The sequence below is a fragment of the Hydrotalea sp. genome, assembly GCF_049968455.1.
Lineage (GTDB): Bacteria > Bacteroidota > Bacteroidia > Chitinophagales > Chitinophagaceae > Hydrotalea.
The window spans coordinates 1-21,620 of the sequence record NZ_JBMFQT010000012.1 but is presented as its reverse complement, the minus strand read 5'-3'; the positions used below and the strand labels follow the sequence as shown (position 1 = coordinate 21,620).

General features: G+C 37.9%; 15 protein-coding genes and 1 rRNA gene. 8 read left to right on the top strand and 8 right to left on the bottom strand.

Features of this window, described 5'->3' with window-relative positions; translation table 11 throughout:
- Window positions 1–206 precede the first annotated feature (206 nt).
- Both ACP5P5_RS09630 and ACP5P5_RS09625 read left to right on the top strand, forming a co-directional pair.
- Window positions 207–1,016, top strand: a complete 810-nt coding sequence (locus tag ACP5P5_RS09630; protein ID WP_428285894.1) for a glucose 1-dehydrogenase — start codon at window positions 207–209, stop codon at window positions 1,014–1,016.
- A gap of 20 nt (window positions 1,017–1,036) precedes the next feature.
- Window positions 1,037–3,658, top strand: a complete 2,622-nt coding sequence (locus tag ACP5P5_RS09625) for an MGH1-like glycoside hydrolase domain-containing protein (RefSeq protein WP_428285893.1) — start codon at window positions 1,037–1,039, stop codon at window positions 3,656–3,658.
- A gap of 69 nt (window positions 3,659–3,727) precedes the next feature.
- On the opposite strand, the gene ACP5P5_RS09620 is transcribed toward ACP5P5_RS09625, so the two are convergent.
- The 3 genes from ACP5P5_RS09620 to bcp form a co-directional block, all read right to left on the bottom strand.
- Complete coding sequence (locus ACP5P5_RS09620; protein WP_428285892.1) at window positions 3,728–4,429, bottom strand: GDSL-type esterase/lipase family protein; 702 nt, start codon at window positions 4,427–4,429, stop codon at window positions 3,728–3,730.
- 272 nt (window positions 4,430–4,701) lie between these two features.
- Window positions 4,702–4,956, bottom strand: a complete 255-nt coding sequence (locus ACP5P5_RS09615) for a SemiSWEET transporter (RefSeq protein ID WP_428285891.1) — start codon at window positions 4,954–4,956, stop codon at window positions 4,702–4,704.
- Between the two features lie 76 nt (window positions 4,957–5,032).
- Window positions 5,033–5,503: a thioredoxin-dependent thiol peroxidase gene (gene bcp, locus ACP5P5_RS09610; RefSeq protein ID WP_428285890.1), complete on the bottom strand. Its 471-nt coding sequence runs from the start codon at window positions 5,501–5,503 to the stop codon at window positions 5,033–5,035.
- Between the two features lie 192 nt (window positions 5,504–5,695).
- On the opposite strand from bcp, the gene carB reads away from it, so the two are divergent.
- The 3 genes from carB to ACP5P5_RS09595 all read left to right on the top strand — a co-directional run bounded on the left by carB (window position 5,696) and on the right by ACP5P5_RS09595 (window position 11,988).
- Window positions 5,696–7,342, top strand: coding sequence for a carbamoyl-phosphate synthase large subunit (carB, locus tag ACP5P5_RS09605; protein ID WP_428285889.1), 1,647 nt, complete (start codon window positions 5,696–5,698; stop codon window positions 7,340–7,342).
- A gap of 121 nt (window positions 7,343–7,463) precedes the next feature.
- Window positions 7,464–10,874, top strand: coding sequence for a glycosyltransferase (locus ACP5P5_RS09600; protein ID WP_428285888.1), 3,411 nt, complete (start codon window positions 7,464–7,466; stop codon window positions 10,872–10,874).
- A gap of 145 nt (window positions 10,875–11,019) precedes the next feature.
- Window positions 11,020–11,988, top strand: coding sequence for a transketolase family protein (locus tag ACP5P5_RS09595; RefSeq protein ID WP_428285887.1), 969 nt, complete (start codon window positions 11,020–11,022; stop codon window positions 11,986–11,988).
- Window positions 11,989–12,088: 100 nt separating this feature from the next.
- On the opposite strand, the gene ACP5P5_RS09590 is transcribed toward ACP5P5_RS09595, so the two are convergent.
- The 3 genes from ACP5P5_RS09590 to ACP5P5_RS09580 are packed head-to-tail and all read right to left on the bottom strand — an operon-like array spanning window position 12,089 to window position 14,069.
- A complete protein-coding gene (locus ACP5P5_RS09590) occupies window positions 12,089–12,325 on the bottom strand; it encodes a 4a-hydroxytetrahydrobiopterin dehydratase (protein WP_428285886.1) in 237 nt (78 codons plus the stop codon).
- A gap of 9 nt (window positions 12,326–12,334) precedes the next feature.
- A complete protein-coding gene (locus tag ACP5P5_RS09585) occupies window positions 12,335–12,772 on the bottom strand; it encodes an IPExxxVDY family protein (RefSeq protein WP_428285885.1) in 438 nt (145 codons plus the stop codon).
- Window positions 12,773–12,794: 22 nt separating this feature from the next.
- Window positions 12,795–14,069 (bottom strand): hypothetical protein, encoded by a 1,275-nt coding sequence (locus ACP5P5_RS09580; protein ID WP_428285884.1) that lies wholly within the window; start codon window positions 14,067–14,069, stop codon window positions 12,795–12,797.
- A gap of 126 nt (window positions 14,070–14,195) precedes the next feature.
- On the opposite strand from ACP5P5_RS09580, the gene feoB reads away from it, so the two are divergent.
- Window positions 14,196–16,316 (top strand): ferrous iron transport protein B, encoded by a 2,121-nt coding sequence (gene feoB / locus ACP5P5_RS09575; RefSeq protein WP_428285883.1) that lies wholly within the window; start codon window positions 14,196–14,198, stop codon window positions 16,314–16,316.
- Here feoB and ACP5P5_RS09570 read toward each other — a convergent pair.
- On the bottom strand, window positions 16,313–17,266 hold the full coding sequence (locus ACP5P5_RS09570) for a serine hydrolase (protein WP_428285882.1): 954 nt from the start codon (window positions 17,264–17,266) through the stop codon (window positions 16,313–16,315). The genes feoB and ACP5P5_RS09570 overlap by 4 nt on opposite strands.
- 480 nt (window positions 17,267–17,746) lie before the next feature.
- Window positions 17,747–18,352, bottom strand: a complete 606-nt coding sequence (locus ACP5P5_RS09565) for a superoxide dismutase (RefSeq protein WP_428285881.1) — start codon at window positions 18,350–18,352, stop codon at window positions 17,747–17,749.
- Window positions 18,353–18,507: 155 nt separating this feature from the next.
- Here ACP5P5_RS09565 and ACP5P5_RS09560 point away from each other — a divergent pair, with 155 nt between their 5' ends.
- Complete coding sequence (locus ACP5P5_RS09560; protein WP_428285880.1) at window positions 18,508–19,863, top strand: Gfo/Idh/MocA family protein; 1,356 nt, start codon at window positions 18,508–18,510, stop codon at window positions 19,861–19,863.
- 543 nt (window positions 19,864–20,406) lie between these two features.
- Window positions 20,407–21,620: ribosomal RNA gene (locus ACP5P5_RS09555) — 16S ribosomal RNA — on the top strand; the annotation flags it as partial.

The window sequence follows — 21,620 nt, the reverse complement described above, 5'->3', positions numbered from 1 at the left end:
GTTAAAGCTTTGCTATACCTGTTTTCATTTCATAGTAATTGTAATTAGTCACATTCCATTTTGCATTTTTGCCAACAGTAGCTAACAATGCATTGTTAATTTTTTATAATTGTTGGCGGGTTGTTTTATTGCTTTGTGTAAATGTGTTACCTTACTGCTCTGTTTAAAACACACATCTTATTCATTATTTCTTCAAGCATTGTACAATGGAACAAAAATTACAAAAGCAAGTGGCCATTATTACGGGGGCCAATAGTGGTATTGGTGCAGGTGTAGCGGCTGCTTTAGCCGGTGCCGGTGCAACGGTCGTTATTAATTATCCTTTGCCTGCTTTACAGCCTGCAGCTGAAGCTGTTTTAAATCATATACAACAACAAGGTGGCAAAGGCATTACCTATTGCTGCGATGTAAGTAATGAACAACAGGTGCAACAAATGTTTGCCGATGTTATTCGTCAATTTGGTACCGTTGATATTTTAGTGAACAATGCCGGTATTCAAAAAGATGCACCTTTTGAACAAATGACATTAGCCCAATGGAATGCTGTATTGAATATTAATTTAACAGGCCAGTTTTTATGTGCCCGTGAAGCCATTCGTGAGTTTTTACGAAGGGGGATTGATGCCGATAAAAGCAAATCGGCCGGTAAAATTATTTGTATGAGCAGCGTACATGAAGTAATACCCTGGGCAGGACATGCCAACTATGCTGCCAGTAAGGGTGGTATAATGATGCTTATGAAAAGTATTGCACAGGAATATGCGCCGAAGAAAATTCGTATTAATAGTATTTGTCCGGGTGCCATTCAAACACCCATTAATCAATCGGCCTGGGATACACCGGAAGCCCTGAAAAAATTGCTGACACTTATTCCTTATCAACGCATTGGCGAGCCTGATGATATTGGCAAAGCGGCTGTTTGGTTGGCCAGCGATGATAGCGATTATGTTACCGGAACCTCTTTGTTTGTAGATGGTGGTATGACCTTATACCCCGGCTTTTCTACCAATGGCTAACTGCTGTAAAATGTTGTTTTATGAGTGCTGAAAAAGAACGTTTGCTGAATACTGAATGGAAACTATGGGGCCCCTACCTTTCAAACAGGCAATGGGGTACCGTTCGTGAAGATTATAGCCCCAATGGTGATGCTTGGAATTTTATTACCCATGATATGGCCCGAAGTAAAACTTATCGTTGGGGGGAAGAGGGCATTGGTGGTATTTCCGATAACCAACAATTGCTTTGTTTTTCGTTGGCTTTATGGAATACCAAAGACGCCATTTTAAAAGAACGTTTTTTTGGCCTCACCAATCAGGAAGGCAACCATGGTGAGGATGTGAAAGAGCTATATTATTATGTAGATGCTACGCCTACACACAGTTACCTGAAAATGCTATATAAATATCCACAAAATGCATTTCCTTATCAGGAACTAATTCAACAAAACCAAAGCCGTAACCGCTTCGATCCGGAATTTGAAATAACCGATACCGGTATTTTTAGTAATAATGCCTATTTCGATGTGTTTATTGAATACGCCAAAGCCGATGTGAATGATATCCTCATTCAAATTACGGCACATAATAGAAATAATGAAGATGCGCCTTTACACTTATTACCAACCTTATGGTTTCGTAATACCTGGAGTTGGGGATATAATAATGATAAGCCGCAATTAATTTCAACCAACAACGAAGAAATAAGTATACAACACCATTTGTTGCCCAATTATCAATTATATATTCAGCAAAAAACCGATATTCTTTTTTGCGATAATGAAACCAATGTGCAGCGCTTGTATCATGTGCCTAATACTGCACCTTATACCAAAGATGGCATACATGAATATGTGGTGTTGGGTAATGAAAATGCAGTGAATATTAATGGCTCGGGTACTAAAGCTGCATTGCATTATAATACAATGGTTAAAGCGAATGGTGTTGTGGTGATTAAACTTCGATTATCTGCTAAAAACCCACACCAGCCTTTTGCCGATTTTGATGCTGTATTTCAACAACGGATAGATGAAGCGAATCAGTTTTACGATGAGTTACAACATGCCATTAATAACCCCACAGAAAAATTAATACAACGGCAAGCCCTTGCCGGAATGATTTGGGATAAACAATTTTATTATTACGATATTCCACAATGGTTGTATGGCGATCCTGCCGAGCCCAAACCTCCGGTGGAACGATTGAATGGTCGCAATAACGATTGGAAACATTTAAATAACGCCGACATTATTTCCATGCCCGACACCTGGGAATATCCCTGGTTTGCCTCATGGGATCTTGCTTTTCATGCTATAGCATTTGCTTTAATTGATGCGGGCTTTGCTAAACAACAATTAAAGTTGCTTACAAAGGAATGGTATATGAAACCCAATGGCCAGTTGCCGGCTTATGAATGGAACTTTGGCGATGTAAATCCGCCGGTACATGCTTGGGCAACCTGGCGAGTTTATACGATTGATCAGCGCAACAATAATGGCAAAGGAGATATTGCTTTTTTAGAAACCGTTTTTCATAAACTGCTATTAAATTTTACCTGGTGGGTAAATCGAAAAGATGCACAGGGTAATAATATTTTTGAAGGTGGATTTTTGGGGTTAGATAACATTGGCGTGTTCGACCGCAGTGCGCCACTTCCTACCGGTGGTTTTATTGAACAAGCCGATGGCACCAGTTGGATGGCCATGTATTCATTGAATATGTTGCGCATTAGCTTAGAATTAGCACAGCATAATCCGGTGTATGAAGATATGGCAACTAAGTTTTTTGAACATTTTTTATACATAGCTGCGGCTATTGAAAATTTAGGCGATGAAAAAAATGGATTGTGGGATGAAGTTGATCAATTTTTTTATGATTCGCTACACCTGCCCGATGGTAATTTAATTCGTTTAAAAGTGCGCAGTATTGTGGGCCTCATTCCTTTATTTGCTGTAGAAGTGTTAGACCATGCTACTTTGGAAGCCTTGCCGGGATTTAGTAAGCGGTTAGATTGGTTTTTAAATTACCGCCCCGACCTGGCTGCGCTGGTTTCACGATGGCAAGATAAAAGTGCCGATGAAAAACATTTATTGTCATTGCTGCGTGGCCATCGCATGAAAAAAATATTAGAACGTATGCTGGATGAAACTGAGTTCCTAAGTCCTTATGGAGTGCGTTCTTTATCTAAATTCCACGAACAAAATCCATATACCTTTTATGTAGACGGTAAAAGTTTTGAAGTAAAATATACTCCTGCAGAATCAACCAGTGGACTGTATGGCGGCAACAGCAATTGGAGAGGTCCCATATGGTTTCCGCTGAACTTTTTGATTATTGAAAGTTTACAGCGCTTTCACTTTTATTATGGCGATGATTTTAAAGTAGAATGTCCCAAAGGCAGTAACAATTTTATTTCTCTCGATGCAGTGGCCGATGAAATTACTAACAGATTAAAGCACTTGTTTTTGCCCGATAAAAATGGGCATAAGCCCTATTTGGGAAATGATGTGCAAATGCAAACCGATGAACACTTCCAAAATTATTGGTGGTTTCATGAATACTTTAATGCAGATACCGGAAAGGGCTTGGGTGCATCTCATCAAACCGGTTGGACAGGCCTTATTGCCAAACTCATTCAGCCTAAACGTCCTATCCTTAAATAAAAAATTGTATTAAGCAACATTTTGAGAATATTTTTTTTCTCTGCATCAATGCGCCTGCGTTATTATAAATTATGGCTTTTTCAATAATGTTGTCTGAATGGCTTTATCTACTAATTCTCCCATTAAGGTATATCCGGCAGTGTTGGGGTGAACGCCATCCATAGTGTATTTTGCTTGTAAACCTTTTTCTGCATCCACCATTGGGTCATAAAAATTTACATAAGTAAGTTGATGTTGTTGTGCATAAGCTTTAATCATAGCATTCAATGCAATTACTTTATCGGCCGGGTATATGGAAGGACGCCAGGGAAAATGGTTGGCAGGCAGCACTGTGCATAAAATTACTTTTATATGATGCACTTTTGCCAATTCAGCCATTGAAGCAATATTGCCCATGGTAGTTGTTAAAGGAATGGGGCCTGTATTTTCGGCAATATCATTAATGCCGGCCAAAATAACTACGGCAGCAGGTTTCAAATCAATAACATCCTGCCTGAAACGTAATAGCATTTGCGGAGTGGTTTGTCCGCTAATACCCCTATTAACGTAATTGGGGTGTTGTACAAAATAACTACTATCTCTTACCGACCAAAATTCAACAATGGAATTACCCATAAATACTACCCTGTTTTTAGGAACAGATTGTTGCATTAAAACAGCATTGGCTTGGGTATATTTTTGCAAATTAGGCCAATCTTGCACCGGTTTTTCTAATTGTGCCCAAGCGGAACTTTGGAACACCAACAGTAATAAAGCCATTGCATATTTCATAGAAAAATTTTTAAATGATTTCATTGATGAATGATTGCCCAAATGGTTATTTGAATGATTGTTATAGGAATGCCAGTAAATAGCGGTTTCAAATTTACGCAAACAAGTCTGGTTTCTTTAAATAAGGCTTTTTACTGGCCAATTTTTGACTTTGCTCAATTGAATGATGCGTTCTTCTTCTTAGCATACTTCTTCGACCCTGCTTCGATACTGCTTCGGGTCAACAGCGTTGCGTAACGCTGTTGATAGGTATTTGTATGGGCTAAGTATGCCTATTTGTACCTTATTTTATAAATTAAAATAATGGAGGAAAACAGCAGGGTAATGGCATTGGCAATGGTTACCGGCAGGCTATGGCTTAAAATGCCATAAATTAACCAGCAAAAAGTGCCAAAAGTAAATAAGGCATACATGCCTAAGGAAATACCCGATGTGTTTTTGGTTTGTATGGTTTTGATGGCTTGTGGTATAAATGATGCTGTGGTGCCAAATGCAGCAATTAGGCCAATAATGGTAATATAGTTCATGCCGGTTTTTACGGCAAAATACACAAAATTGCTGCGAAGGCTATATTAAAACTATCAGGATGCCATACAAAATTGATTATTGTAAGGCATTCCAGGCCGCTAAAACTTGTTCAGCATGATTTTTAGTGTCGGGTTTATCTATAATTTGTACTAAAACACCTTCCTCATCAATTAAAAAAGTAGTGCGGTGAATGCCCAGGAATTCACGACCCATGAATTTTTTTAATCCCCAAACGCCATATTTTTCTGCAATGCTATGATCTGTGTCGGCAATTAATGGAAAGGGCAAGTTAAACTTGGTTTCAAATTTTTTATGGCTTTTGCTATCATCAGGGCTTATCCCAATTACGGCAAATCCTTTCTTCAATAATGCGGTATAGTTATCGCGCAAATTACAAGCTTGTGCCGTACAGCCGGGGGTATTATCTTTCGGGTAAAAGTACAGCACAACTTTTTTTCCTTTAAAATCACTTAATGCAACAGTTTCATTATTTTGGTCGGTACCACTAAATGTGGGTGCTTTTTTTCCAATAGTCGGTTTTGTCATCTTACAATCAGTTTTTCTTTCAATAATGCAATTTGCAGTAAAATGTTGCAGCATTCCATAAATTTTTATGGGCAATAATCATTCACACATAATTGAATATTAAAGTGTTTGGCTGGCATTTTTTTCATTTCAAACAAATTTTAAAATACCGCATGGTTTGAATGCCTTACATTTGCGCAATTTGTTTTTACCATGCCAAAAGATACCTCCATTCAAACCGTGTTAATTATTGGTTCTGGCCCCATTATTATTGGCCAGGCCTGCGAATTCGATTATTCCGGCTCACAAGCAGCCCGCAGCCTTCGCGAAGAAGGCATAAAAGTGGTACTTGTGAATAGTAACCCCGCTACCATTATGACTGACCCCATGATGGCTGATAAGGTTTATTTGTTGCCACTGACTGTGGAAAGTATTGAGCAAATTTTATCGGAAAATAAAATTGATGCGGTACTGCCAACCATGGGTGGCCAAACAGCTTTGAATTTGTGTAAAGAAGCAGATGAGTTGGGTGTATGGGAAAAATTTGGGGTGAAATTAATTGGTGTGGATGTAGCAGCTATTGATACGGCAGAAGATAGGGAGAAATTCAGGCAGTTGATGGGTCGCATTGGCATTAAAGTGGCGCCCAGCCATGTAGCCAATAGCTTTTTAGAAGGAAAAGAATATGCCCAACAAATTGGGTTCCCTTTGGTAATTCGTCCTTCATTTACTTTAGGTGGCACCGGCGGCAGCTTTGTACACACAAAAGATGAATTGGATGCTGCATTGGAACGTGGGTTGAAAGCATCGCCCATTCACGAAGTTTTGGTGGAGAAAGCAGTATTGGGTTGGAAAGAATATGAGTTGGAATTGCTGCGCGATAAAAATGATAATGTAGTGATTATTTGTACAGTTGAAAATGTTGACCCAATGGGGGTGCATACCGGTGATTCAATTACGGTCGCCCCGGCCATGACTTTAAGCGATACGGCTTTCCAAGACATGCGTAATCAGGCAATATTAATGATGCGTAGTTTAGGCAATTTTGCAGGTGGTTGTAACGTGCAGTTTGCATTAAACCCGCATAATGAAGAAATCATTGCCGTAGAAATCAATCCCAGGGTAAGCCGCTCTTCAGCGTTGGCTTCAAAAGCAACCGGTTATCCTATTGCTAAAATTGCTGCCAAGTTGGCCATTGGTTACTCGTTAGATGAACTAAAAAACCAAATTACCAAAACTACTTCCGCTTATTTTGAGCCGGCATTAGACTATGTAATTGTAAAAATTCCTCGTTGGAATTTTGATAAGTTTAAAGGTGCTAATGATACATTGGGCTTGCAAATGAAAAGTGTGGGTGAAGTAATGGGCATTGGCCGTAGTTTTAATGAAGCCATACAAAAAGCTTGTCAAAGTTTGGAAAATGAAGCAGTGGGGCTTGGTTATTATGGCAAAAGCCTAATGAAAAGCGAAGAAATTATTGAATACATTAAAACCCCGAAGTGGGATAGAATTTTTAGAATTAAAGATGCTTTAATGCAAGGCGTAACCGTAAAAACCATTGCACAGGCTACAGGTATTGATCGTTGGTTTATTTATCAGATTGCTGAAATATGCAAAATTGAAAAAGAAATAGCCAATTATAATTTGGAAACCTTACCCGAAAACTTGTTGCGAGTAGCTAAAAAAGAGGGTTTTAGTGACGCCCAAATTGCTAAAATTTTACAAGGTAATACAACCGATGATGCTGTTTATGAAAAACGTAAAGCATTAGGCATTACCCGTAGTTATAAAATAGTGGATACCTGTAGTGCGGAGTTTGAAGCAAAGACACCCTACTTTTATTCTACCTTTGAAGGATAATACGTTTATATTTCCTTAAAATTTTCTATATATTCAAGGTTACTTTTAAGGAAGTAACCTTTTTTGCTGATTTAGTAGGAACTTCGTACTTCAAAAATTTTCCGATTGTTATTTACACTATATGGCAGGAAATGCACAAGTTTTTCAAACTAATAATAAATACCGCTGGCAACGATTTAAATGGCTGGGACGTCTTTTGCTGTTTATAATCATCATGCTTTCGCTTGTTTTCTCAATTACTGTACACGTTATTAGTAAACAAAACCCAACCATTCCTTTAGAGGGAAGAGCGGTTAAAAAAGTGCTTGCAGGTGAAGCACCTGTTTTTAAAAAAAGCAATTTGGCTAAAAAATACCAGGGATTCCGATCGCTTATTAATGTAAAATGGTCGCAGGGAAGAGGGTGTGGGCAAGCTGATAGTATATTAAACTTATCTAAAAACAATGACTTTAGTGATAGTCTGGGAATCCGTGCCGCCTTTTTTGTAAACTGGGACGCACAATCATACTATTCCCTTAAAAAAAATATTTCAAAGCTTAACCTCGTATTGCCCGAATGGTTATTTATTGATCCCAAAGCCGATACGCTTTTTTCAGTAATGGAACCAAGGGTGTTAGACCTAATAAAAGCATCGGGTGTTAAAGTTGTTCCCATGTTATCAAACAACTATAATGGCATATTTACCGGTAATGCTTTGCACCGAATTTTAAACAACCCGGCTAAGTCTGACAGGCTGGTGCAAGATGTTGCGCGCTTTTTGGTGAAATACAATTTATCGGGCATTAATGTTGACTTTGAAGATTTGAAGGAAAAAAACAATGAAGTACTCACCAATTTTGAAAAAAAGCTCTATACAACACTGCACGATTTAAACCTGGTGGTTACCCAAAATGTTTCGCCCTTTAATGAAGATTATGACTATGCCGGTTTAGCCAAGTATAACGATTATATTTTTTTAATGGCTTATGATGAGTATAATGATAATACGAAACCGGGTCCTATTTGCTCACAAAAATGGATAGAGTCGGCTGTTGATGCATTAGCTCAAAAAGTAGACCCATCGAAAATTGTACTAAATTTGGCAGCATTTGGGTACGATTGGACAAAGAAAGGTAAAGCCATTCCCGTTACCTATCAGGAAGCCTTGGCTATTGCCCGCGAAAGCGATGCTACCATTGATTATAATAATGATACTTATAACTTAAACTATAGTTATTACGACCAAAAGAATCATCTGCATGAAGTGTATTTTACTGATGCGGCCACTAACTTCAATTCATTACGCTTTGCAACGGAATATGGGTTAGCCGGTACTGCCCTTTGGCGATTAGGTAGTGAGGATAGCCGGGTATGGGAATTTTATAATAAGCCCTTGAACAAAGCAGCACTTCAAAATTTCAACTTTAAGGCATTATCTGACGTGCCATCCATGTCAACCCCCGATTTTATTGGTAATGGTGAAATTTTAGACATGGTTTCAACACCTACCGATGGCCATATAACACCGGAAATAGATTCTTCGGCAATGCTTATCAGTGAGGAACAATATGATAAATTACCTTCTACTTATGTTGTTCGAAAATATGGTCAATCATCTGATAAAAAATTAGTATTGACTTTTGATGATGGCCCCGATTCAAAATACACGCCGGAAATTTTAGATACTTTGGCGCATTACCATGTGCCTGCCGCATTTTTTATGATAGGCATTAACATGGAAAATAATATACCGTTGGTGAAACGAGTATTTAAAGAAGGACACGAAATTGGTAACCATACGTTTACGCATCCCAATATTGCCGAGGTAAGTAAGAAAAGAGCTTATTTGGAAATGGATGCTACTCGTTTATTGTTAGAATGTATTACGGGGCATAGTACCATATTATTCAGAGCCCCTTTTAATGCCGATAGTGATCCGGAAAAATACGAAGAAATGGCTCCGGTGGCATTAAGCAGAACACGTAACTATATTACTGTTGGGGAAAGTGTTGACCCTGAAGACTGGCAGGCAGGAGAAATACCACACTTTAATGCAGATACTATTTTTAATCGCGTAGTTTCTATTTATAATCAACACTTAGATAATGGAGATAGCTCTAATATCATTTTATTACACGATGCAGGAGGGGATAGAAGTGCTACCGTGAAGGCAGTTGGAATGATCATTCGTTACTTTCAGGGCAAAGGCTATACGTTTACTACTATTGCCGATTTATTACACAAAACCCATGCAGACTTAATGCCTCGTGTTCCAAAAGGTAGCGGCTATCAGCTAATTCAATTTAATTATTTTTTAGCAGAAGCAGGCTTTGTTATTGGGCAAATATTGTATGTTTTGTTTTTAACATTTTTAGTATTTGGAGCATTACGTTTATTGATTTTATTGATTTTGACAATCTTAGAACGAAGAAAAGAAAAAAAGATTATTCCTTCAGCTGATTATCTACCTGGCGTTTCAATTATTGTTCCTGCTTACAATGAAGAAGTAAATGTGGTAAGTTCCTTGAAAAATTTATTGCAATGCGATTATCCCAATTTTGACATTGTTTTTGTTGATGATGGAAGTGCTGATAGCACTTACCAAAAAGTGGTAGATGCTTTTCAAAACAATGAACGATTGAAGATTTTTACAAAACCCAATGGTGGTAAAGCTTCTGCCTTAAATTATGGAATTGCCAATGCCAATGCCGATTTTGTTGTATGTATAGATGCAGACACCAAATTATTGCCTGATGCGGTATCTAAACTCATGTGGCATTTTGCCAATGAAAAAGTAGGTGCTGTAGCCGGCTCGGTTAAAGTGGGTAACACCATTAATTTATTAACGAAATGGCAAAGCATAGAATATATCACCAGTCAAAACTTTGATAGAAGAGCCTTCTCATACGTCAATGCAATAACCGTTGTACCCGGCGCAATTGGGGCATTTAGAAAAAAAGCGATTGAAGATGCCGGTGGCTTTACTACCGATACTTTGGCAGAAGATTGTGATTTAACTATTCGCATTTTACGTGCAGGTTATATTATTGAAAATGAAGCTAAAGCTATTGCTTTAACGGAAGCCCCCGAAACCTTGAAAGAATTTTCAAAACAACGCTTTCGTTGGACGTTTGGTGTGATGCAAACCTTTTGGAAAAATAGAGATGCCTTATTCAATGTGGGCTATAAAGGATTGGGATGGATAGCATTACCAGATATTTTAGTGTTTAAATACATTGTTCCCCTGTTTTCTCCCTTGGGTGATTTGTTTATGTTATTGGGACTACTATCGGAAAACAGAGGGAAAATTGCCTTGTATTATCTTATTTTCTTAGTAGTGGATGCATTAATTGCCTTTATGGCATTTGCATTTGAAAAAGAGAAGCCCATTAAACTATTGTGGATTATTCCACAACGACTTATATATAGGTGGATTATGTTGGTTATTTTGTTTAGGGCCTTTAAAAAAGCATTGAAAGGAGAATTGCAACAATGGGGTGTATTAAAGCGTACAGGCAATGTGAAAGATATAGTAATAAACAATGCAACTTAATGCAACCCTTTATTCTCAGGATTATGTAATATAATGGATGAATTTTTCATTTTATGGCTTCCTGCAATTGTACTAAATTGCGTTGCACAAAATGAATTAGCATAAAACGTTAAATAATTTTTATACTACACAAAATCAGGAAGCGATGAAATTGAAAGACATTCAGGTTCAGAATGAAAAGGAAACAAGAGGAGGGTTTGGAGAAGGTATTTATGAAGCCGGTAAGGCCAATGAAAATATTGTTGTTTTAACCGCCGACTTGGCCGGCTCTATGAAAATAGCACCCTTTATTAAAGATTTTCCCGACCGATTTGTTCAATGTGGTATTGCCGAAGCTAATATGATTGGTATTGCTGCAGGGTTAACCATTGGCGGTAAAATTCCTTATACAACTACATTTGCCAACTTCAGCACCGGTAGGGTTTACGACCAGATACGCCAAAGTGTGGCTTACAGTAATAAAAATGTAAAAATTTGTGCTTCGCATGCCGGTTTAACTTTGGGCGAAGATGGTGCTACCCACCAAATTTTAGAAGATATTGGTTTAATGAAAATGTTGCCGGGTATGACGGTAATTGTACCCTGCGATTTTAATCAAACCAAAGCCGCTACAAAAGCTATTGCCAATTACCAGGGTCCTGTTTATTTACGTTTTGGTCGTCCCAAATGGCCCAATTTTACTTCAGTAGATGGAAGTGATTTTGTAATTGGTAAAGCACAAAAATTAAGTGAAGGAGCCGATGTTTCTATTTTTGCTTGCGGCCATATGGTTTGGAAAGCTATTGAAGCCGGCAGAATGTTGGAAGATAAAGGCATTAGTGTGGAATTAATTAATATACACACCATTAAACCATTAGATGAAGCAGCCGTATTACAGTCAATTACCAAAACAAAATGCGCTGTTACAGTTGAAGAGCATAATATCATAGGTGGTTTAGGTGATTCTATTGCACAAGTGGCTGCAAAGCATTTACCCATTCCTATTGAGTATGTTGGTACGAAAGATACTTTTGGGGAAAGTGGAACGCCAATGGAATTATTACAAAAATATGGTTTAGATGCACCTCATATTTTTGAAGCGGTAGAAAAAGTAATGCAAAGAAAAAAAGGTTAGTAAGTACTACAATACAAAAAGCCCCTTAAATTGTTAAGGGGCTTTTTTATGTCTGAAAATAGGCTTATAATTTATTATAAATACAAAGTAAATGTAGATATTAATGAGAAATAAGCGCATCAATTTTTTGGGATAGTTTTATATCTTTATCAGTTACAACATCACCTGCATCGTGTGTGCTTAACCATATTTCAACAGTATTCCAAACATTGGTCCATTTGGGATGGTGGTTCATGGCTTCGGCAATTAAAGCAACTCTAACCATAAAGGCAAAAGCTTCAGAAAAGTCATTGAAAATAAATTTTTTATATAACTGATGATTCGTTTGTTCCCACATAAAAAAAATTTAAATAATTAAATTACTGATGTTTTTAATTTGATCGGGTACAATTTCAGTTACCAATTGCACTTGGTTAAGTGGTTTTATTTGTTCTAAAATGGCAGTACCAAGTTCGTTTTGCATGCCATTCCCCTTTATTAGCCAAATAAAATCAAAATGCTTTAATTCGGGCAATAAAGCTTCTCCCTCAAATTGATTATGAAACAATAAATGCACTAAATTCAAATCGGGCTGTACTGCTTTGTATAAATTGAAGCGATAAATACGGTTTTTTTTATGCAGCTCAATATTTGATTCGGTTGATAACGAAAAATCGAAATCCAAAAAATTATTCAACATCCATACAAAATAGTAATTTTTGATGGGTGCCATAATCCCCAAGATGAAAGTCTCATCAAAATAATCATTACTCATCTGGCTGATATCTAACTTTTGTTTTATCATATTTATTTCAGCAAGGACATTTTTAGGGATGAGTATTTAAATAATTCACAGGGTTATATAGTAAAGTTTGTAAATGTTCTATTAAAGCCTCAATAGCGTTTGTCTGTTCGTCAATATTAGCATTGTGCCAGGTGTTTGTTAAAACATATTGAAGTGTGCTAAACAAAGGTATGGAACCATCTTGCTTATTATTGACTTTTGTGCTTTCAACATTTAATCGAAAAATAAAAGGCATTTGGTTTTCTGTAACAGTAATTACTTTATCGGTATCAGCTAAAATTTCAACACCTATAATGTACTTCTGCGGGTTAACATTTTGTATTTGTGTTAATAAGTTGCTTTGCGTTAGTGGGTATTTTGATTGAGGCTGATAAACGATGGCAAAATTTAAATGAGTAAGCTTATTTAAGTTAGGTGCCATACTTAGTAAAGTGGCCAATCCTTCAACCGAAGCTTTACTATACAAAACAACTGTACTATCTGCTTGATGATTGATGAAGCCCACGTAGTTTATGCCATTTAGTTTTTTGGGCTGGATATTGATGGCCACATCAATATCCATAGTGTTCACCTCATCGGCATTACACTTTTTCCATCCGGACTTGGTAATGTATACAATAGGAATTGAACAACTATCCTTTCTATTCAAAGGGGTAAAAATATGTTCAGCAGGTATATCGTTTTGTAAGTTATAAAATAGTAGGGCAGTTGCTCCTTTGTTGGCCGCTCTTTTGGCTTGCTGTAAGCAGTAATCGGTTAAATTAAATAAACTATCCTTTGCATGTTCATGCCAAACATCACCCAAATTATAAAACCATGGGGCACCCCTTTCATTTAAGGCCGGAGCAGCTTCACCACTAATTTGTGCATTACTGCTAAATGAAAATGGATAAAAATCTGTTCCTGCAGTTAGTTGAATGCCGTTTAGTGAAACATTGGTGTTATTATTCCTAAAATCGTAACCCTCATCTACTATAAAGCTATCAACAAAACTGTTATTGACTAATGGGCCTATATTGTTCTTTTGCAAAAACATTTGAAAATAAGCAGGAATATTTTCGTGTTCAATAGCGTGCAGCTGGGTTAAATGATGACCAATATCGCCTTTCAGTTTGGCTATGGCTGCTTTTTCGGCTTTGGCTTTTTTTCTTTTTGATTGTGCATTAACGGCTGTATGGCTTTGTAATAGCAAACCGGTTAAAAACAGGCATAGTAAGGTAAAGCTTGTTTTGTGGGGTTCCCTTATTAATTTGTTAGTTGAAACCGAGCATTTGTGTATAGTTGAATTCGCTATCATATTATTTAATATACAAAAATAATTGACCAATTCAATTATCGTACCGAAGTGAATAAATATTGTTTTCCCAACCTCGTAATTATAATAGAATGGGTGTATAGTACATTTGTACTTATATTCATGCACGTGGAGCCCAAAAAAAAATTATTAAGCATAGCTTTAGTAGGAAATCCCAATAGCGGAAAAACCTCTTTGTTTAATGCTTTAACCGGCTTAAATCAAAAAGTAGGTAATTTTCCCGGAGTTACGGTTGATAAAAAAATCGGTATTTTGGCTATTGATGAAACATTAAAGGCCGAATTAATTGATTTACCGGGAACGTATTCATTATACCCTCGCAGAGCAGATGAATGGGTAGCTTATAAAGTGTTGATGAATGCCGATAAAGACGTAGATGCAGATGTTATTGTTTTGGTTGCGGATGCTAGTAATTTAAAGCGTAATTTTTTGTTTTGCTCACAAATACTCGATTTGAAGCGGCCTGTAGTGGTGGCTTTAACCATGAACGACCTGGCTATTAAAAAGGGTATAAAGATAGATGTGGCAGGTATTGAAGCCGATTTAGGTGTGCCGGTGGTGCCTGTTAACCCTCGTAAAAATAAAGGATTAGCCCATTTGCGTAAGGTAATTGGTATGGTGGCCAAAAAACAAAATTCCGTTCCCTTACACGATTTTGTTGATAATAAAAGTGTGGCACCAAAAGCCATTGAATCGGTGCAGCAAATTTTTCCACAGTTAAGTGATTATGCTGCTATTCATTACCTAATTAATCATGAAAACTTTCCTTTAACGCCGCAACAACAAACAGCTATTGAAAACATAGAAATACAAAATAATTTTAATCCTACAAAAACACAAGCAGAAGAAATTCTGCATCGCTACCGACGCATACACCAAATATTGCAGAAAAATGTGGTAGAACCCGATCCGCTGGAGCAGAAATTATTCACCAATCAGTTAGATAATATTTTGCTTCATCGTTTTTGGGGGTATATTATTTTGTTGGCAGTTTTGTTTATTCTTTTTCAAAGTATTTTTTGGCTGGCCAGTTATCCAATGGATGGTATTGAATGGCTATTCACCCAACTGTCTAATTTTTTAAATACTAATTTACCGGAAGCCTGGTGGAGTAATTTACTCATAAATGGCTTAGTAGCAGGTCTAAGCGGTATCATGGTATTTGTGCCGCAAATCATGATTTTATTTGGATTGATTACCATTTTAGAAGATTCCGGGTATATGGCACGCATTAGCTTCTTAAGCGATAAACTAATGCGTAAAGTGGGACTGAATGGTAAAAGTGTAATGCCCATGATTAGCGGTTTTGCTTGCGCAGTGCCGGCCATAATGAGCACTAGAAATATTGAAAATAAAAAAGAAAGATTGTTAACCATTATGGTTACCCCACTAATGAGTTGTAGTGCAAGATTGCCGATTTATACCATTCTAATTTCTTTAGTTATTAAAAACACATATTACCTGGGTTTCTTAAGTTTACAAGGTTTGGTAATGATGGGGCTGTATTTATTGGGTTTAGTTATGGCATTAATTGTTAGTTCGGTAATGAAGCGTTTTATTAAAGTAAACGAAAAAAGTTTCTTCATTTTGGAATTGCCCATTTACAGAGCTCCACGTTGGAAAAATGTGGGCATTACCATGGTGGAAAAAGCAAAGATTTTTGTTCGTGATGCCGGTAAAGTAATTATGGTTATTAGTTTGTTACTGTGGTTTTTAAGTAGTTATGGTCCTGGCCAACAAATGCAACAAATAGAAACGAAATACCATCAGTTAATGCAACAACAACCTTCAGAAACGGTAGCATTGCAACGTGAGTTGGCTTCACAAAAACTGCAACATTCTTATGCCGGCATTTTAGGTAAAACAATTGAGCCTATAATAAAACCAATTGGGTTTGATTGGAAAATTGGCATTGCTTTAATTACCTCTTTTGCGGCAAGGGAGGTATTTGTTGGCACTATGGCCACTCTGTATTCTGTTGAAGAGGGGAATGAGGATATTTCACTTCGTGAAAAAATGCAACAGGCTACATATGCCGATGGAAGTAAAGTATACACTTTGCCTACCGGTTTGTCGTTAATGGTATTTTATGTATTAGCCATGCAATGTATGAGTACATTAGCAGTGGTAAAACGGGAAACCCGCAGTTGGAAATGGCCGGCTATTCAGTTTGTATATATGACAGGATTGGCTTATGCAATGAGCTTAATTGTGTATCATATTTTTTAATGATAATATTCCCAAAGTAATTTGGAAATGTTACGTGATAACTCCCATGCTTCATTGTTTGTTTCCCAACTTTGGTCGGTATTGTGGTTGGTACAAATGCAAAATATATAGGTGCCTTTTTTACCATTCACATACAGTACTTCGCTGCGGCTGGCATCCACCGCGCCATTCTTACTGGCAACAAATACATTAGCCGGAATTTGCGAAAGCGCTTCTTCGTCCCAATAGTTTCTGCTTAATAATCTTAGCATTTTATCATCGTAGGGTTCGCCTAATAGTGAACCCGATGCAATTCTTTTCATTATCATAGCCATTTCGTAAGGAGTAGTTTGACCCCAGCCATATTGCAATCTAATCGCTTCTCTTCCGGGTGTTCGGCTATTAACACGTGTTTGCTTAAAGCCTAAACTATCCATTAAGTTGTTAATGTGATTACCTCCACCGGCAATGGCCTGCAGCCATAAACTGGCAGTATTATCGCTTAATGAAAGCATCAATAATATTAGTTTACTCAGTTCAATTTTTTCACCATTTTTAAAGGAAGCTAGCATATCAACCCCAGGGTAGGCTAAAGAATCGTAATAAGTAAAAGTTTGATGGTACTGCAATTCTCCCGCCTTTATTTTATCCATTAAAGCAATTAAAATAGGCACTTTAACCATGCTGGCTGTTGGAAAAACGGTGTCGGGTGCTATGGCTACTTGTTTGTGTTGTTGAAAACTATACACATAAATGCCGGCTTGCCCATGAAAATTTTTTAAATAAGATTGTAATTTGGCCGTTAATTTTTTATCGGTTGAAACAGATTGTCCTAATGCAGTAATGTGGAAGCAAATGGAAGCCAACAATGTTACAATCAATAACCTAAAAACGAAACGAATACTTTTTGCCGTTGCAATAAAGTATTGTATTTGGTAAGGAAAGGTAGATGAAAAGGGTTGTTGTGGCATACGTCAGTTTTGAATGGAATAACTACTTAAAAATACAGAAGACAGGAAATAATTCCAATTATATAAGATGGAAGAGTGTATAAAAAAGGAACGGCCAGATAAAAATATCAGCCGTTCTATACTATTCACCCTGCCTGAAAAATGATTTGGTACAGGCTTCCCTTTTAATTTTTAACCAAAAACACATTGCAACCATATGTACATAAAAAAAGGATGATTCGCACCTTCAAACGAATACATCCTTAATGAAATAATTGGTAAACATGGTTATAGGATATTGTGTGGTTTAAAATGGATATTGAATCTGATGTAAAACTAAACAATGCATCAACTTACGACAATAGAATAATCTGTCAACTTCTTGTAGGAATATAACGACAAGGTATTGCTGTAGGAAAGATTTTGATAGGCGATTTTCTCCATAAAAAAGTCGGCTGTAATAGCCGACTTTCCTATTATAACTACTTTTATTTTAAAGTATTATTTTGCTTTGCTGTAATGTTCAGCTACTTTTTGCCAGTTAACTACATTCCAAAAAGCAGACAGAAACTCGGCCCTGCGGTTTTGATATTTTAAATAATAAGCATGTTCCCAAACATCAACACCCAAAATAGGCTGACCTTTTACTTCTGCAACATCCATTAAAGGATTATCTTGATTAGGGGTTGAAGTAATTTCTAATTTACCATCCTTTACAATTAGCCAAGCCCAACCACTGCCAAAGCGAGTCATACCGGCGTTATTGAATTTTTCTTTAAAAGCATCAAAAGAGCCAAAAGTGGCATTAATAGCATCTGCTAACGCACCTGTAGGAGCGCCTCCTGCATTAGGAGCTAATATTTCCCAAAAGAAACTATGGTTCCAATGCCCGCCACCATTATTGCGAACAGCAGGTGAAATACTTCCGGCAACAGCCACCAAAGCCTCTAATGATTTACCTTCATTAGGTGTACCGGCAATGGCTTTATTCAAATTATCAACATAAGCTTGATGGTGTTTGCCATGGTGAATTTGCATGGTAGTAGTATCAAAAAAAGGTTCTAATGCATCGAAAGCATAAGGTAAAGCGGGTAATGTAAATGACATAACTAAACTATTTAATAGGTGAACAATTAAAATGGAATATCAAAATTAATCATTAAATGTGGTTAATACTTAAATTTTGTGTTAAGGGTTATTTTTTTTAAATTGAACTCTTTAATTTTTCCTTCATTCGATAATTAAGCTGTATGAAAAAAAACATGACGATGTCTTCACGAAGAATTTTTATTGAATATCTGTCGAAAGGGGCTGCCGCTGCTGCCCTGTTGCCTTCCGTTAGTGGTTGGGCCGCTAATAACCGCATGGCATTTTTGCCTAAACGAAAATATAGTGCTAATGATCATATTCAAATAGCCCTAATTGGTGCCGGTGGTATGGGTACTGCCGATGCGAACACAGCCATAACAGTGCCAGGTATTAAATTAATTGCTGCTTGCGATTTGTATGATGGTCGTTTGGCCGATGCAAAAAAACATTATGGGAATGATATTTTCACTACCCGCGATTATCGGGAAATTATAAATAGAAAAGATATAGATGCTGTAATTGTTGCCACACCCGACCATTGGCATAAAACCATATCCGTAGATGCCATGAATAAAGGCAAACATGTGTATTGTGAAAAACCTATGGTACATGATGTAACAGAAGGTGCAGCTGTTGTGGCAGCTCAAAATGCCAATAAAGTAATATTTCAGGTAGGAAGCCAAGGAATGAGTTCATTAGGCAATGAGAAAGCCAAGGAATTATTGGCAGCCGGCGCTATTGGAAAATTAAATTATGCAGAAGGTTTTTGGGCACGCAACTCTCCTTTCGGGGCATGGCAATATGATATACCTGCCGATGCATCTACTAAAACAGTTGACTGGAAAACTTTCTTACACAATTATAGTGACAGACCATTTGATCCCCTTCGCTTTTTCCGGTGGCGTTGTTATCGCGACTACGGTACAGGTGTTTCCGGCGATTTGTTTGTGCATTTGTTTTCCAGCTTGCATTATATAACCAATTCAATGGGGCCTACCAAAGTAATGGCTACCGGTGGATTACGTTATTGGAAAGACGGAAGAGAAGTGCCGGATATATTATTGGGTATGTTTGATTATCCTGAAACAGCAGCTCATCCGGCTTTTAATCTTTCCTTAAGGGTAAATTTTGTAGATGGAACTGCTGATAACACTTATTTAAGAATGGTGGGCAATGAAGGTTCAATGATTGTTGAATGGGATAAAGTTACCCTAACCACTAATAAAAGTTATGCTCCTGCCGATGATCCTTTGTTGAAAACCAAAATTAATGCAGCCAATATTTCCGGCTACGACCGCAAGAAAATGTTACCTCCCGATACAATAGTTTACAAAGCTGAAGAGGGTTACAAAGGTGCGCATTTCGACCACTTTTATAATTTCTTTCAGGACATACGTACCGGAACCACTTCTCGCGAAGATGCATTATTTGGTTACCGCGCTGCTGCACCTGCCCTTTTATGTAATGACAGTTACTTTAAACAAGCAATTATGCGTTGGGATCCGGAAAAATTATCCGTGCCTGCTTAAACATTTGGATATTGGTATGGTCTCCAAATGTTGCATCGCTGTTCGGCTTTTATGCCTCTATCTGTTTGGTGAATAGTTGTAAAATTTCACCACAGATACTAAACAAAAATGACAATTCATGATACATAACGGTTAGCTATTTGTGTAACCGTTATTTTTTTTCAGCAATTTTTTTTCAGCGGTTAACAATTTTTTTTTGAATGCTATAAATACGCTAAAGTTCTTTGCTGTATTGTGTTTTATTGATTTTTTAAATTTTTGTTTTTGTAGGTTTTTATTTTTTTTGAAAAAATAGTTCAAAAAAAGTTTGGTTAGGAAGGAGTAGGTTATTACTTTTGCAACCCCAATTACGGAAGAGGGTGAGAGAAAGGGGAAGAGATTGTGGGAGAATAAAAAGGAAAGAAGGTCTTTGAAATATTGGAAGCAACAGTACTTAATAGAGATATTAGGTAAGCATTTTTAGTGTAAAAACGAAAGAGACAACAAGAGAGATCCGACGTTAATTTTTTAAGAGAGTTAATAGTCAGATTGAGCAATCTATTTACAATGGAGAGTTTGATCCTGGCTCAGGATGAACGCTAGCGGCAGGCTTAATACATGCAAGTCGAGGGGCAGCACAGTATAGCAATATATGGGTGGCGACCGGCAAACGGGTGCGGAACACGTACACAACCTTCCGATAAGAGGGGGATAGCCCAGAGAAATTTGGATTAATACCCCGTAAGATAAAGTTCAGGCATCTGGATTTTATGAGAGGCGCGAGCCGCTTATTGATGGGTGTGCGTCTGATTAGGTAGTTGGCGGGGTAAAGGCCCACCAAGCCTACGATCAGTAGCTGATGTGAGAGCATGATCAGCCACACGGGCACTGAGACACGGGCCCGACTCCTACGGGAGGCAGCAGTAAGGAATATTGGACAATGGACGCAAGTCTGATCCAGCCATGCCGCGTGAAGGATGAATGCCCTCTGGGTTGTAAACTTCTTTTATAGGGGAAGAAAGATACTTTTTTGAAGGTAGTTGACGGTACCCTATGAATAAGCACCGGCTAACTCCGTGCCAGCAGCCGCGGTAATACGGAGGGTGCAAGCGTTATCCGGATTTACTGGGTTTAAAGGGTGCGTAGGCGGGCATGTAAGTCAGTGGTGAAATACCGGAGCTTAACTTCGGAACTGCCATTGATACTATATGTCTTGAATATTGTGGAGGTAAGCGGAATATGTCATGTAGCGGTGAAATGCATAGATATGACATAGAACACCGATTGCGGAGGCAGCTTGCTACACAAATATTGACGCTGAGGCACGAAAGCGTGGGGATCAAACAGGATTAGATACCCTGGTAGTCCACGCCCTAAACGATGATTACTCGACATTAGCGATAAACAGTTAGTGTCTGAGCGAAAGCATTAAGTAATCCACCTGGGAAGTACGACCGCAAGGTTGAAACTCAAAGGAATTGGCGGGGGTCCGCACAAGCGGTGGAGCATGTGGTTTAATTCGATGATACGCGAGGAACCTTACCTGGGCTAGAATGCCACTTGACAGCCGGTGAAAGCTGGTTTTGTAGCAATACACAGGTGGTAAGGTGCTGCATGGCTGTCGTCAGCTCGTGCCGTGAGGTGTTGGGTTAAGTCCCGCAACGAGCGCAACCCCTATCGGTAGTTGCCAACAGGTAAAGCTGGGAACTCTACTGAAACTGCCGCCGTAAGGCGTGAGGAAGGAGGGGATGATGTCAAGTCATCATGGCCTTTATGCC